The organism is Leucobacter fengyongliangi, from assembly GCF_050971685.1.
In the GTDB taxonomy this organism is placed as follows: Bacteria; Actinomycetota; Actinomycetes; order Actinomycetales; family Microbacteriaceae; genus Leucobacter.
The window spans coordinates 82,129-96,178 of record NZ_JBPCEU010000010.1; the positions used below are offsets into that span (position 1 = coordinate 82,129).

At 62.3% G+C, this 14,050-nt stretch carries 11 protein-coding genes; 2 read left to right on the forward strand and 9 right to left on the reverse strand.

All coding sequences use genetic code 11. The features are described from left to right. Positions 1-8 precede the first annotated feature (8 nt). On the reverse strand, positions 9-2,870 hold the full coding sequence (locus ACR0R4_RS09005; protein ID WP_433647029.1) for an FtsK/SpoIIIE family DNA translocase: 2,862 nt from the start codon (positions 2,868-2,870) through the stop codon (positions 9-11). Positions 2,871-2,969: 99 nt separating this feature from the next. On the opposite strand from ACR0R4_RS09005, the gene ACR0R4_RS09010 reads away from it, so the two are divergent. Further along, positions 2,970-4,073, forward strand: a complete 1,104-nt coding sequence (locus ACR0R4_RS09010; RefSeq protein ID WP_433647030.1) for a lipid II:glycine glycyltransferase FemX — start codon at positions 2,970-2,972, stop codon at positions 4,071-4,073. Positions 4,074-4,095: 22 nt separating this feature from the next. Further along, entirely contained in the window at positions 4,096-5,040 is a 945-nt protein-coding gene (locus ACR0R4_RS09015) for a lipid II:glycine glycyltransferase FemX (protein WP_433647031.1), read from the forward strand. A gap of 19 nt (positions 5,041-5,059) precedes the next feature. On the opposite strand, the gene murJ is transcribed toward ACR0R4_RS09015, so the two are convergent. From murJ to ACR0R4_RS09055, 8 genes are all read right to left on the reverse strand, one after another. Then, complete coding sequence (gene murJ / locus ACR0R4_RS09020; RefSeq protein ID WP_433647032.1) at positions 5,060-6,673, reverse strand: murein biosynthesis integral membrane protein MurJ; 1,614 nt, start codon at positions 6,671-6,673, stop codon at positions 5,060-5,062. 3 nt (positions 6,674-6,676) lie between these two features. Then, a complete protein-coding gene (locus ACR0R4_RS09025; protein ID WP_433647033.1) occupies positions 6,677-7,609 on the reverse strand; it encodes a lipid II:glycine glycyltransferase FemX in 933 nt (310 codons plus the stop codon). A gap of 2 nt (positions 7,610-7,611) precedes the next feature. Then, on the reverse strand, positions 7,612-9,288 hold the full coding sequence (locus tag ACR0R4_RS09030) for a ribonuclease J (RefSeq protein WP_433647034.1): 1,677 nt from the start codon (positions 9,286-9,288) through the stop codon (positions 7,612-7,614). 22 nt (positions 9,289-9,310) lie between these two features. Continuing rightward, on the reverse strand, positions 9,311-10,288 hold the full coding sequence (dapA, locus tag ACR0R4_RS09035) for a 4-hydroxy-tetrahydrodipicolinate synthase (protein ID WP_433647035.1): 978 nt from the start codon (positions 10,286-10,288) through the stop codon (positions 9,311-9,313). Between the two features lie 4 nt (positions 10,289-10,292). Next, entirely contained in the window at positions 10,293-10,802 is a 510-nt protein-coding gene (locus ACR0R4_RS09040; protein ID WP_433647036.1) for a dihydrofolate reductase, read from the reverse strand. 3 nt (positions 10,803-10,805) lie between these two features. After that, positions 10,806-11,615 (reverse strand): thymidylate synthase, encoded by an 810-nt coding sequence (locus ACR0R4_RS09045; protein ID WP_433647037.1) that lies wholly within the window; start codon positions 11,613-11,615, stop codon positions 10,806-10,808. 28 nt (positions 11,616-11,643) lie between these two features. After that, positions 11,644-12,612, reverse strand: a complete 969-nt coding sequence (locus tag ACR0R4_RS09050; protein ID WP_433647038.1) for a GGDEF domain-containing protein — start codon at positions 12,610-12,612, stop codon at positions 11,644-11,646. Between the two features lie 85 nt (positions 12,613-12,697). Beyond that, on the reverse strand, positions 12,698-14,023 hold the full coding sequence (locus ACR0R4_RS09055; RefSeq protein ID WP_193106984.1) for an ISL3-like element ISPfr2 family transposase: 1,326 nt from the start codon (positions 14,021-14,023) through the stop codon (positions 12,698-12,700). Positions 14,024-14,050: the final 27 nt, after the last annotated feature.

A 14,050-nucleotide genomic window follows, 5' to 3' on the forward strand; every position in this document is an offset into this window, starting at 1 on the left:
CTCTCACCCTAGTCGCGACCGGTGAGCTGCCAGGCGTCTTCATCGTCACCGTCGACCTCTTCCAGGCCAGTGTACTTCTGCGTGATTGGGTCGTCATAACGATCGTCACCGAACCCGGAACTGTCAGCCCGGAGCGGCTCGATGACATCGGTCGCCGCTTCGGACACAACGTCAAAGTCTTGCGAGGCTTGGGAAGACGAGGCATCCCTCAAGTTCTGGGGTGCCTGCGCCGCAGCCGGTGCGGGCACCGAAACCTGAGCGGATGCCGAAGCGCCTGATGCGGATGCCGAAGACTGAGTGGGCCCGTTGCCAGTGACACCCGCGAGTACCTCCGCGAGCTGCTCGGGTGCGACGAGTACATCGCGCGCCTTCGAACCCTCAGACGGACCAACGATGTCGCGAGACTCCATCAGATCCATCAGGCGTCCCGCCTTGGCAAACCCCACGCGGAGCTTGCGCTGCAGCATCGACGTGGATCCGAACTGCGAACTGACCACGAGCTCAATGGCCGCCAGGAGGACATCGAGGTCGTCGCCGATATCGGCGTCGACTTCCTTTTTTTCCACGACCTGAGCCACGTCGGCTCGGTATTCCGGTCGGGCCTGGGTCTTGACATGTTCGACAACGCGGGCGATTTCGGCCTCGTTGACCCACGCACCCTGCACGCGGATCGCCGTCGATTCACCATTCAGGAGGAGCAGCCCGTCACCCTGCCCAATAAGTCGTTCGGCCCCGACCTCGTCAAGAATCACCCGAGAGTCGGTGCCGGAAGCCACCGCGAACGCGTAGCGGCTCGGAACGTTTGACTTGATCACCCCGGTGACGACGTTGACCGATGGGCGCTGGGTCGCAAGCACCAGGTGGATCCCCGCCGCTCGCGCGAGCTGGGTGATCCGCTGAATCGAATCTTCAACGTCGCGAGGAGCCACAAGCATGAGATCGGCGAGCTCGTCTACCACTACCAAGAGGTAGGGATAGGGCTTCAACACACGCTGACTGCCTTCGGGAAGCACGAGCGAGCCTGACCGCACCGCCTCGTTGAAATCGTCGATATGACGGAACCCGAAGCTTGCCAGGTCGTCGTAACGCATGTCCATTTCCTTCACGACCCACTGCAGCGCCTCGGCGGCCTTCTTGGGATTCGTGATGATGGGAGTGATCAGGTGCGGCACACCCTGATACACGGTCAACTCAACCCGTTTGGGGTCGACCAATACCATTCTCACTTCGGCAGGGGTCGCGCGCATGAGAATGCTGGTGATCATCGAGTTGATGAAGCTTGACTTGCCAGACCCCGTGGCGCCGGCGACCAACAAGTGAGGCATCTTCGCGAGGTTCGCGACGACGAAATCACCCTTCACATCCTTGCCAATGGCGATGGTCATCGGGTGAGGCGAGCGCTGGGCTCGCGCCGAGCGGAGCACGTCCCCGAGTGCCACGTTCTCACGATCCTGATTCGGGATCTCAATACCGATCGCGCTCTTTCCCGGAATCGGCGAGAGGATACGGATTTCATTCGAGGCAACCGCGTACGCCAGGTTCTTGGTGAGCGCAGTCACCTTTTCAACCTTCACCCCGGGCCCGAGCGCCACCTCGTACTGCGTGACCGTCGGGCCGCGAGAAAACCCGGTGACCTGCGCGTCGACGTTGAACTGCGTCAGCACATCGGTGATGGAGGCCATGATCGTGTCATTCGCCTGCGTACGCGACTTCGGCGGGTCACCCTGCGAGAGCGTGCCCTGGTCGGGAAGCACGTAGGGGTGCTGCGCATTCTCGTGCGGCTGTGCCACCTGGAACGTCGTCGTCGCGGCAGCCTCGCCCCGCAGCTGCGCGATCTCGACATCTTCGGCAACACTCGAGGTCGGCGCGGCGGCGTTGCCACCAAACAGATCGTCAGCAAACACGTCGGTCGGCTGCTCTGCTTCGAGCGCCGTATCAAAGGCCCCCTTCGCCGCAGCCTCGGGGTCGACGCCCAACACTTCAGTCAGACCGGATTCGGTGGAGGCGTACTCTGGTTCTTCCTCACGACCCGACTCGGTGCGCCGCCACCAGGGCAGCCCTCCGGTGTTCCCGGTCTCGTTGAGGTCAAAGAACACCTCGGAGTCGCCTCGCGATGTGCGCCGCGAGCGTTCCCCAGTGGATCCCCCAGCGGCATGTGCGTCTGATTCGGCTTCGTCGATTTGCGCGCCAAAAAGATACCCGTACGCCTCACGCATGCGTGCGAATACTCGACTGGGTGGGGTCTTCGTGATGATCAGCACCGAGAGCGCCGCGAGCACGGAAAGCACGGGCACGGCGACCCACACGGTGAGCAGCGCAAGCGGTGCACCCACCATCCATCCGAGGAGCCCCCCAGCTTGCGCGAGAGCGACCATCCCCTCCGACGGCTGCGGCTGTGCGCCCAAAACATGCGCGAGCCCCGACACACTCAGAATCGCGATCGCGAGGCCGATGGCGATGCGACGATTGTCGTGCACCCCAGAGGGATGATTGAAGAGCCAGAAGGCGAAACCGACCATGATGATCGGCATCCCGAAGGCCACGCGACCAAACAGCCCACCAAAACTCCATGAGCTGACCTGCGTGGCCACCGCATTGCCGAGCAAGAACCATTCGATCACTGCTCCCACGATTGCGAGCGTCACAAGCAGCATCGGGATGCCGTCACGACGCTCCTCGGGAGCCATGGGTTCTGGACGAAACGCCCGCGCCCCTCCCCCGATCGCGTGTGACAGACCGAGCCACGCCCTGACCATCACGTTCTCTGGTTCAGCGGCCTCGACGAGCACTCTGGTTTTTGCGGTCGACCCCGCTCTCGCGCCACGCGCGGGGGCGGAGGCTTTGCCGCGCGCCGAAGACTTGGTAGCCATGCGTTCACGCTACAACCCACTCGCCAGCAGGCCCGGATGGGCAGCGGCGAGCCGCAGACTCAAACTCTCAGCTTACGAACCGGGTACCCTGAGTAAGACATGAATGACACCACGCTCACTGCGCGAACCGCCACTTCCACGGAAATCGACCGTTGGGATTCGCTCGTGGCCGCAAACCCGGGCGGCGGCGAATTTCTCGCCGCTCGGGCTTTCGCTGACACCAAGAGTCAGGTGGGATGGGTGCCTCGATACCTGGTGTTCACACGCGGATCGGCGATCCACAGCGTGGCGCTCGTCTGTGAACGCCAGATCCCCCTGCTGGGGCACCTGTGGTACATACCGCGTGGCCCTGCAGCACCAGACTTCGATGCCTTTGCAGAGCACCTTCGGGCACTTCACCGTTTCGCGCGCGAAGCCGCCCCACGGGTCTTCGCGGTCACCGTAGAGCCGCCGATCGTTGCTGATGAGAACGCTGGCCAGACTCCGCTTCCCGAGGTCATCGCACGGGGCCTCGATGTGCGCAACCGCCCCGCCTTGCAGGGCAATGCAACAACCGCCATCGTGCGCATTGATCGCAGCGACGAGGAGCTGCTTGCCAGCTTCGACAAGAAGTGCCGCAACATGGTGCGGCGTGCAGAGCGAGACGGTGCCATCGTTCGCAAGGTTCCGCCGTCACCCGAGACATTCGCCCACATGCATCGCCTCATGCGCCTGGTGGGTGGCGGCACTGCGGATCTCGCCCTTCGTGCACCCGAATACTCAGAAACACTGTGGCAGGGCTTCACCCGCGCAGGACAGGGACAGTTCTATGCGATTGACGCTGATGGCACCCCTGCGGTCATGGGGTTCCTGATTCGCGTCGGTGACCGCGCATTCTACAAAGACGGCGGATCTGAGCGAGACCGTGTCACCCCCGGAATGTCCAACCTCTTGCTGTGGCAGATGATACGCGATGCTCGAGATGCCGGGGCCACGGAGATCGACCTGTTTGGAGTCGCTCCCGCATGGGCACAGAGCACGGCCGATCACCCCGCGTACGGGTTGGGGCTTTTTAAACTCTCCTTTTCCCGCGAGCGCACCACTTACGTCGGGGCATTTGACTTGGTGCTGCGACCGCGACGGTTCCAACTTTGGAAACGCTGGGGGGAACGCATCGTGAGCAAGCTGCATCGCACACGCTTTCAAGATCTCGGACTCTACTAGACCAAAGGACACACCTGCACCCATGGGTCATTTTCTGCAGAGTGCGGCCTGGGGCCGACTTCAAGAGGCACGCGGTCGCACCGTCGTCAATCTTTCCGGCGACGGCTGGAAAGCTCAGGCCTTTGTCGAGCGCGGCAAGCTGAACTCGCGACTGTATGTGCCGTACGGACCAGAACTTGAGAGCGAGTCTGCGCTCCGCCCGGCCCTCGCTGCGTTGCGAGCCGAGGCTCGGCGACTCGGCGCAGCTTTCGTTCGGGTCGAACCGACACTTACCATCGAGGGCCCGAATCTTGGAATTCCCGATGCTGCGTTATCGGAACTTGGCCTCCGCAGAGTCTCTCGGGTGCAACCCGAACACACGCAGCGGATCAACCTCAGTCGCCCGTTCGACGAGGTGCTGCGTGGCATGTCAAAGTCGGCCCGCAACCTGCACCGTAATTACACCTCGAAGGGCCTCTCCGTGCGGATGAGCGAGGATCCCGATGACATCGAGCAGCTCATCCGTCTGCTGGGCGAAGTCACCGACCGTACCGGCATGCACGCGCACAGCAGCGACTATCTTCGGCTACAGGCCCGAACATTGATGCCGTCGGGCGACGCCAAGATGTATCTCGTCGATCTTGAGGGCGAGGCCGCTCCGGTCGCCGCGGCGCTGATCTACGATGATGCCGAGCGACGCTACTACGGCCACGCTGCCGCAGATACGGCGCACCGGAGGTTGTCGGCCGGCGGCATCCTGGTCAGCACGATGATCGAACAGGCGCACCAGAAGGGACTCGGCGAGTTTGACCTCTACGGGGTTGTCCCCCCAGAGATCAAGGATCACGCGTGGTCTGGGTTTTCTGACTTCAAACGATCATTCGGCGGCACCCAGATTGACTTTTCCGGCACGTGGGAACTCCCCGTCAAGCGGCTCAGTTACGCCGTCTACACGTGGGCAAGAACACTCATTTCCGAGCGGGCATGATGATCCTTCACTGATCTCGTCAGTTGCTGCGCCCGAACCTGCGGCGGAGGACTCCCACTACCTCGCGGAGTTCTGGGGAGCGCAAGCCTGCAAGCGACAGGAGATACAGCGCGCTGCACGCGGCCACGAGCACAAGCGATGCCACGAGCGCCTCCCCTACGCCGAGCGCGGGAGCCATCTGACGCGACACATGCGCCACCCAGAGCCCCACCGCGAGCGCGGGGATCGCCGCCAGTGCATATGATGCCAGGCTCCGAAGGATACGGCGGCCATCGACGCTCCCGATTCGGCGTCGCAGAAGCCAAATGGCCAGCAACACCTGAAATACCGTCGAGACCGCATACGCGCCCGCGACCCACGCTCCGATGTGCTCCGGCCCCACCACGGCAAGACCGGCAACTGACAGAGCTACCAACACGAGCACCTGAACGATCGTGAAGAAGAACGGCGTTCTGGTGTCGGAGAGCGCATAGAACGAACGCTGCACCACAAAGAGAAAACTGAAGGGTGCCAGCGCAAACACATATACCTGCAGCACCAACGCGAAGGGATCGATCAACTCTGCGCTCGCACTCAACTGCATCAAGCGGCTGAGGAATGGGGCGCCCGTGAAAATGAGAACCGACGCGAGAACCATCACCAAGGAGATCTGGCGCAGAGAACTCGAAAAATCTGATCGAAAATCCGCGACGCGCCCGTCTCGCCAGGATTCAGAGAGCCGGGTGAAGTAGGCGGTAGCGAGTGTCACCGCCAAGACCGAGTGCGGCAGCATGAGGATCAACCAGGCGTTTTGTAGTGCAATCGTCGAGGGGCCCTCTCCGGTCGCTGTTCCGACGACATTGCCCGTCACGATTCCCGCGAGCGTCGTGATGACGATGGTGGCGAGGCTCCAACCCGCAATCTTCGCGGTCTGCCCGAGCCCGATCCCCCTCCAGACGAAGTCGGGACGATACGTGATGCCCGCTTTGCGCCACGAGACAAACAGGATGAGTGCCTGTGCCACCACACCGAGCGTTGCGCTCCCACCGAGTACCGCGATGCTGAGTGCGTTCCAATCGGCGACTCCGCGAAGCCCATCAGGGTCTGCGCCGAACATCGCCATGAAGGCGAGGATGCCTGCAATGCTGATGAGGTTGTTCAGCACCGGCGCCCACGTGTACGGACCGAACACGCTCCGTGCGTTGAGCACCTCCCCCATCACCGTGTATATGCCGTAGAAGATGATCTGTGGGATGCACCAGTAAGCGAAGGCGAGCGACAGGCTGAGTTGCTCGGTCGACCACGAGAGCTGAAAGAGCCACACGAGCACTGGCGCGCTCACCATTGCGAGCGTCGTGATCGCGGTGAGGGTGATGATGACAAAGGTCATCACTTTGTTGATGTACCCCAAGCCCCCGTCCGAGGCTGTCGCTGCCTTCACGATCTGCGGAACCAAGACCGCGTTCAGCATGCCACCCATGAGGATCACATACACGGTGTTGGGCAGCATGTTGCCGTTGGCAAATGCGTCCGCAGAAATCGATGTCTGACCAATTGCTGCGACCAACAACACGGCCTTGGCGAAGCCGAGAAGTCTAGAGAGCACGGTGCCGGCGGCCATCACCGCACTCGCCCGCAGGAGCCCTGACGCCACCGATTACTCCGAGTTGCGCGGGTGTCGCAGTTTCTCAACCGTGTCGATGACGCGACGAGCCGCGTATCGACCGACCTTCAGCGGAATTTCCCACGTTCCCGCGTATTGCACGGTCTCGCCACCAAAGGTTCGCTTGAATACTGTGAAGCCGGTCATGTCGTCTTCGACATCATCACTTGCCGAAATACCAAAGAGATCAAACTCCTTGAGACCCTGGGCCTTCGCGTCAAGGATCATGTGGGAGATCAGCGGAGCCGAGATCTGCAGACTGTTGTTCGAGAGATCGCGCCCAACATAGAGGTAGTAGCGAGTGTCTGCATCGTCGATCACAAAGGCGACGATGTGAATCTCACCCTCGAACCGGCCGACAAATATCTTCGCGATCCCCGGTTCAAACAGTGCGACTCGGAACTTGTCAAAGTATTCCTCATCGCGAACGAAGAATGATTTTGCCTCACCGGACTCGCGAAGGAGTCGCACGCCAGTCTCGTAGTCTCCGCGGTCGCGGCTTTCCGAGAACGTCATACCCTTTCGCTCAGCCCCGCGATGCTGCTTCCGACGTGTCGTCGACATTCCCTTGATGATGTCCTCCTCGCTTTGTGCAAGGTGGACAATCTGCGATCTACTGGGCTGGAAACCCAATCGCTGCGTAGCAAATCGCGCCTCCGCTTGCGCAGAGGTGATCGGCAGTGACGGTTCCAGTAGCAGCCGATACGCTCCCAGTTCACGTGCCTGGACTTTGGCGTGTTCTACCGCGTCGTCGAGTGCCTGCTCACTGGCCACCACCGGACCGTATGGCAGGTACAAATACGTACCGACCGCGTCTTTCACCATGCGACCGAAATAGTGCCAACCGTCTCCGCTTGCGTGCACTACCTCTTCCCCGAGCTCGCGCTGGAAATCCCACCACGCCTGGGTCTGGAAGAAATCAGCCACCGTTACACCACCACAACGACGGGAACGATCATTGCCTTGCGGCGCAGCTTTGTACCGACCCAGCGGCCGAGTGTGCGGCGCACGATCTGCTGCAGCTCGTGGTGGTCAACGACACCGTCCTTCATCGCAGCTTCGAGTGCGTCGGCAATCTTCGGCTTGATGCTGTCAAAAACGTGGTCTTCTTCGGCGACACCCTTGGCGTGCACCTCGGGGCCAGACACGATCTGGCCGAGGCTCGTCTCAACTACGGTGATAACCGAGATGAAGCCTTCCTCCGCAAGCACCCGGCGGTCACGCAGATCGTCATCGGTCACGCGACCGACGCTCGAGCCGTCGACGTAGATGAAGTCAATATCGAGCTGCCCCACCGCGCGTGCAACCCCGTCAACCAGGTCGACCACGGTGCCGTTCTCGCCGATGATCGTGCGGTTCTGCGGAACGCCGGTTTCGATCGCGAGCGCGGCATTGGCCACGAGGTGGCGGTATTCACCGTGGATCGGCATGACGTTCTTGGGCTGCACGATGTTGTAGGCGTAGAGCAGTTCGCCAGCGGCTGCGTGCCCGGAAACGTGCACCTTCGCGTTGCCCTTGTGGACGACGTGCGCGCCGAGTTTCATGAGTCCGTTGATCACACGGTAGACCGAGTTCTCGTTGCCGGGGATCAGGCTCGAGGCAAGGATCACGGTGTCGCCCTCGCCCACCTCGACCTGGTGCTCGCGATTTGCCATCCGACTGAGTACTGCCATCGGCTCGCCCTGCGATCCCGTCGACATGTACACCAGACGATGGTTCGGGATCTGACCGCTCTTTTTCAGGTCAACGAGCAGCCCCTCGGGCACGTTCAGGTATCCCAAATCGGAGGCGATTTTCATGTTGCGAACCATGGAGCGGCCCAGCAAGACCACGCGTCGACCACTCGCGTGTGCGGCATCGAATACCTGCTGAACTCGGTGTACGTGGCTCGAGAAACTTGCCACCACCACCTTGCCCCGTGACTGCGAAATCACTCGCTCAAGCACTGGCCCGATGTCTTTCTCGAGCGGGGTGAAGCCGGGTACGTCGGCGTTCGTGGAATCGGTCATGAAAAGATCCACGCCCTCTTCACCCAACCGGGCAAATGCGCGCAGGTCGGTGATTCGACCATCCATCGGCAACTGATCCATCTTGAAGTCACCCGTACCGATCACGGTACCGGCAGAGGTACGGATGGCCACCGCGAGCGCGTCAGGAATGGAGTGGTTGACCGCGATGAATTCGAGATCGTACGGACCGAAGGTCTCGCGTACACCCTCTGCAACCTCGTGCAGTACCGGGCGGATCCGGTGCTCCTTGAGCTTCGCGTCGATGAACGCGAGCGTGAGCTTCGACCCGATGAGCGGGATGTCAGCGCGGCGCTTCAACAGGTACGGCACGCCGCCAATGTGATCCTCGTGGCCGTGCGTAAGCACCACGGCAATAATGTCATTCAGGCGATGCTCGATCTTGGAGATATCGGGCAAGATCAGGTCAACTCCCGGGTGTGTCTCCTCCGGGAAGAGTACGCCGCAGTCAACCACGAGCAGCTTGCCGTCAATTTCGAACACGGTCATGTTGCGGCCGACCTCGCCGAGGCCACCGAGAGGGGTGATTCGCAGCGTGCCGGGTTCGAGCGCGGGCGGAGCGTAGTGGGGGGTGGTCAAGTGTTTCAGCCTCCTAGGGGCTCTAGCGTGTGGTGCCAGCGATCTGCGGCAGCGCGCCGCCCGCGGCCGCGTTGCGGTCGGGGCGGAAGTTCGAGAAGTCGGCACCAGTCAGGTTGGAAACCAGGGCGAGCTCATCTTCAATGAGTGCAGCCTCCCACTCTTCGGGGCCCACGAGGGGCAAGCGCACGCGCGGGCTGCCGATGCGACCGAGCCCATGCAGCACATACTTCGCGGCGACGGTGCCGGGAACGTGCGTCATGATGGCGCGCACCAGCGGCTCGAGCCGCATGTGCTCGGCACGTGCAGTGAAGAGGTCGCCGCGATTCACCGCGTCGATGATGGTGCGATACGGTGCCGCCGTGATGTTCGCGGTCACGCCGATGAGCCCGCTCGCGCCGATCGAGAGGTGGGGCAATATGTTTGCGTCATCGCCGGAGAAATACAGGAGATCGGTCTGATTCAGTACCCGACTGACCTCACTGAAATCGCCCTTGGCATCCTTCACCGCAAGAATGTTGGGGTGCTTCGCGAGCCGCAGGATTGTCTCGTACATGATCGGCACTCCGGTGCGTCCGGGAATGTCGTACAAGATTACGGGCAGGTCGGTTGCATCGGCGACCATGCGAAAGTGAGTGAGCAGGCCAGCCTGGGTCGGCTTGTTGTAGTAGGGCGTGACGATCATCACACCGTCGGCACCGGCCTTCTCGCTGTCTTTGTAGAGCTGAATGGCGTGCGCGGTCTCGTTCGAGCCGCCCCCGGTGATGATCTTGGCACGGCCCGCACTCACCGACTTTGCCACGCGCACGAGCTCAAGTTTTTCGGGGTCGGTGAGCGTCGAAGTCTCACCTGTCGTGCCAGTCACGACAATGCCGTCAGCACCGCTGGTGATGCAATGCTCAATGTGCCGTTCGGTCGCGGCCCAATCGACCTCACCATCGGCGTGAAATGGGGTGATCAGGGCGACCAATACCTGGCCGAATGGGTTCTCTACAGTCGTCACTACTCTAGGGTATCTGACGCAGGTAGCGCTCGAAGCGGTAGTTCAGCCCAGTCTGCGAAACGAGTGGCTCGCCCGCCTCGTCAAGGTGCCATTCCGGCCCGATCTCGGGGGCGAATGTGTCGGCATCAGGCACGTCGAGCGAGATGCGAGTCACCACGAGTTCTGCGGCGTGCGGCATCGCGGCCCGGTACATCTCGCCACCACCGATCACCCACAGGTTCGGTTCCACCGATGTCAGGGCTTCCAAAGTGGATCGCGCGACGCGCGCACCCTTGGCCACAAACGCGGGGTCGCGTGTGACCACGACGTTCTCTCGACCCGGCAGCGGGCGAAACCGGTCAGGCAGCGACTCCCAGGTGCGGCGGCCCATGACTACGGGTGCGCCGAACGTGACCCGCCGAAAGTGTGCGAGATCTTCCGGGAGGTGCCAGGGCATCTGCCCATCACGTCCAATTGCACCGCCGTTCGCTTGGGCCCAAATGAGTGCGATACGGGGGCCAGCCTGCGGATCCACGGACTATACCGCGACCGGAGCTTTGATGCCCGGGTGATGCTGGTAGTCGATCAGAGTGAAGTCTTCGAACTCGTAGTCGAAGATACTGTCACGCTTGCGGAGCTCGAGCGTGGGATAGGGGAATGCATCCCGGCTCAGCTGCGTGCGTACCTGCTCAACGTGATTGTCGTAGATGTGGCAGTCTCCACCGGTCCAGATAAATTCGCCCGGCTCGAGCCCGGTCTGCTGCGCCACCATCAGGGTGAGCAGTGCGTAGCTCGCGATATTAAAGGGCACACCGAGAAACATGTCGGCGGAACGTTGGTACAGCTGGCACGACAGCTTTCCATCGGCGACATAGAACTGGAAGAAGGCGTGGCACGGGGCAAGCGCCATTTGGTCGAGTTCGGCGACATTCCAGGCCGAGACCATGAGCCGCCGCGAATTGGGGTTCTGGCGAATCTGCTCAATCACCTGGGCGATCTGATCGATGTGCTCACCATTTGGGGTCGGCCACGATCGCCACTGCACCCCATACACCGGGCCAAGTTCACCCTGGTCGTTTGCCCATTCATCCCAAATGGTCACTCCGTGCTCGCGCAAAAAGCTCACGTTGCCCTCGCCTCGGAGGAACCACAAGAGTTCGACAGCAACCGATTTGAAGTGCACCCGTTTCGTCGTGATCAAGGGAAACGATTCGGCGAGATCAAAGCGGATCTGCCGACCGAACAGGCTCCGCGTACCGGTGCCGGTGCGGTCCCCCTTCGGGGTGCCATACTCGAACACCTCGCGCAGCAGGTCCTCATAGGGGGTCTCGATGCGTGGCTCAGACATCACACCAGACTACCGGCCTCGGCCCCGCTCATGCTGGGTCACTCACATTGGCACGAGCCGACTTGCGCAGCCGCTTGTCCTGCAGCATCAACTCATCGGCTCGCGCGATAAGGGCCTGCGGCGTCTCGCCAGCGTCAAGTTCCGCCGCGCCCAGTGACCAGCCGATCGCTGTCACCTGATCGCGCAAACGCAGGCCCATGCGGTGTGCCTCGTCACGGTCAGTTCCTGGGAGCAGCAGCGCAAACTCGTCGCCGCCAATGCGCGCCAGAGTGTCCTGAGGCCTGGTGTGTTCTTCAAGAGACCGTGCGAAGCTCACGAGCACCCGGTCGCCCTCTGCATGGCCCCGCGTGTCATTGATCGCCTTGAAGCCGTCTAGATCAATGAACAGCATCGAGACGGGTTCGCCCGTGCGCGCCGCGCCAGCAACTGCGCGATCCAGCACCAGCTGAAAGCCGCGACGATTCCACACACCACACAACGGATCGGTGAGCGTGGCGGCTTCAATTCCATCCTTAAAGCGGCCGATCAGTTCGCCGATTACGGTGGTTGTCACAACCAGCGTGGCAAGCGCGAGGTCAATCTCTCCCTCGTAATGGATCCCGACGATGATCGTGTAGAGACTCAACCAGGTATATCCGAGCACTCTCGCTAGCCAACGAGGCATGAACCAAATGACGTAGATGAAGAGTGTGAGGAACAGTACGCCGGAGTTCAAGGCGCGAATCTCGGTGAGTGAGGTGACTACGAGGAGCAGCAGAACGCCTGCGGTCAGCGAAATCAGCACAGCTGCTGTCACCAGGGTGAACCGCGAACCCCTCACGAACACCGCGATGGCGATCACCAAAGCGATGCCTCCGCCGACGAGCAGAATCGGATTCCGAGGTGGGTTCTCGACCCAAAACACCGTGAACGTGAGATAGGAAAACGCCGCTCCAGCCAAGAAAAACACCCCGGTCGCGAGCGACAGGTCCGACTGCCTGGCAATCACCTTCTTCATGGCTCCCCCACGTGCCGTGCATCTGCATCTAACGTACCGGCGGACTCAGACAATCAACGCATCCACTGTGTAAACCATTAACGGCTCATCCCAATCGGGGGTGTAGGAGTTGGGGTCCGAAGCCGCCGGTCTCGAGCAGGCTTCGGGCGATGTAGTTGGTCAGGTTGCGGAACCCGAGTGCGGAGCCGCGCAGGTGTTCGAGCCGTCCGTTGAGTGCCTCGGTCGGCCCGTTGCTGGTGCCGGGTCGTTCGAAGTAGGCGAGCACGTCGGCGGCTCGCTTCTTCAGGGTCCGGCCCAGGGTGGTGAGCTCGGTGAGCACCTTGGGGACGCCGGCGCTGAGGTCGGTGATCAGCTTCTCCATGAGCTCGCGGCCACGTTGCCGGTCCTCGTGGCGATAGGCGGCGATCATCCGCTGGTAGACACCCCAGGTCGCCTCGACCTCGACGTGAGCGTCATCAACGAACAGCGCGCGTAGCCTGTCGCTCTGCTTGTCGGTGAGCAGGTCCGAGCCGGTGTGCAGCGTGCGCCGCGACTTGTAGAGCGGATCGTCCCTGAACCCACGGTGCCCGTGGATCGCGAGTTGGACCCGGCGCCGGCACCTGTCGAGGGCGTCACCGGCCAGGCGCACGACGTGGAAGGGATCCATCACCGTGACCGCGTCCGGGATCTCCTCCGCAGCGGCGGTCTTGAACCCGGTGAAGCCGTCCATCGCGACCACCTCGACCGCGTCACGGAAGGCGTCGTCGCGGTCGGCGAGCCAGGTCTTGAACGCCGCCTTCGACCGGCCCTCGACCATGTCCAGCAGCCTTGCTGGGCCGGCGCCATCGCGGACCGGGGTGAGGTCGATGATCACGGTGACGTACTTGTCGCCACGCCTGGTGTGGCGCCAGACGTGCTCATCGACGCCAATCACCTTCACGCCCTCGAACCGCGTGGGGTCGTTGATCAGCAGCCGCTTGCCTTCGGCCAGGACCGCGTTGTTGGCGGTGTCCCACGCGACCCCGAGTCCCTCGGCGACACGGGCGACGGTGAGGTGTGCGACCACGATCCCTTCCAGCGCCCACCGCAGCCCGGTGCGCGAGAGCTTCGCGCGTGGCTCCGCCGCGGCGCTGGTGTCTTGGCGCCACACGTGTCCGCAGTCTGCACAGCGGTAGCGGCGCACTACAACTTCCAGCACGGTCGGTCGCCAGCCCAGCGGCTCGTGGGCCAACCGCCGGATCACGGTGTCACGAGCGGCGCCTTCGCTGCCGCACCGTCGGCACCACTGATCTGGTTCCACCACGCGGCACGCGAGGACCGCACGATCCGGTTCAAGTCGTTGCCCGATCACGCTCAGACCGAGGCCGTCGAGTCGAGCGAAGGCGGTCAGGTCAGGGCGGCCGAAGCCGGGCGGCGGGGTAGCGTCGGGCACGTCGAGGTCTTTCCGATGGATGGCGTA

Excerpts from the sequence above, each read along its gene's own strand:
- ACR0R4_RS09005 (WP_433647029.1), bottom strand. The coding sequence starts at position 2,870 with ATGGCTACCAAGTCTTCGGCGCGCGGCAAAGCCTCCGCCCCCGCGCGT.
- ACR0R4_RS09010 (WP_433647030.1), top strand. The coding sequence starts at position 2,970 with ATGAATGACACCACGCTCACTGCGCGAACCGCCACTTCCACGGAAATC.
- ACR0R4_RS09015 (WP_433647031.1), top strand. The coding sequence starts at position 4,096 with ATGGGTCATTTTCTGCAGAGTGCGGCCTGGGGCCGACTTCAAGAGGCA.
- ACR0R4_RS09045 (WP_433647037.1), bottom strand. The coding sequence starts at position 11,615 with ATGTCTGAGCCACGCATCGAGACCCCCTATGAGGACCTGCTGCGCGAG.
- ACR0R4_RS09050 (WP_433647038.1), bottom strand. The coding sequence starts at position 12,612 with ATGAAGAAGGTGATTGCCAGGCAGTCGGACCTGTCGCTCGCGACCGGG.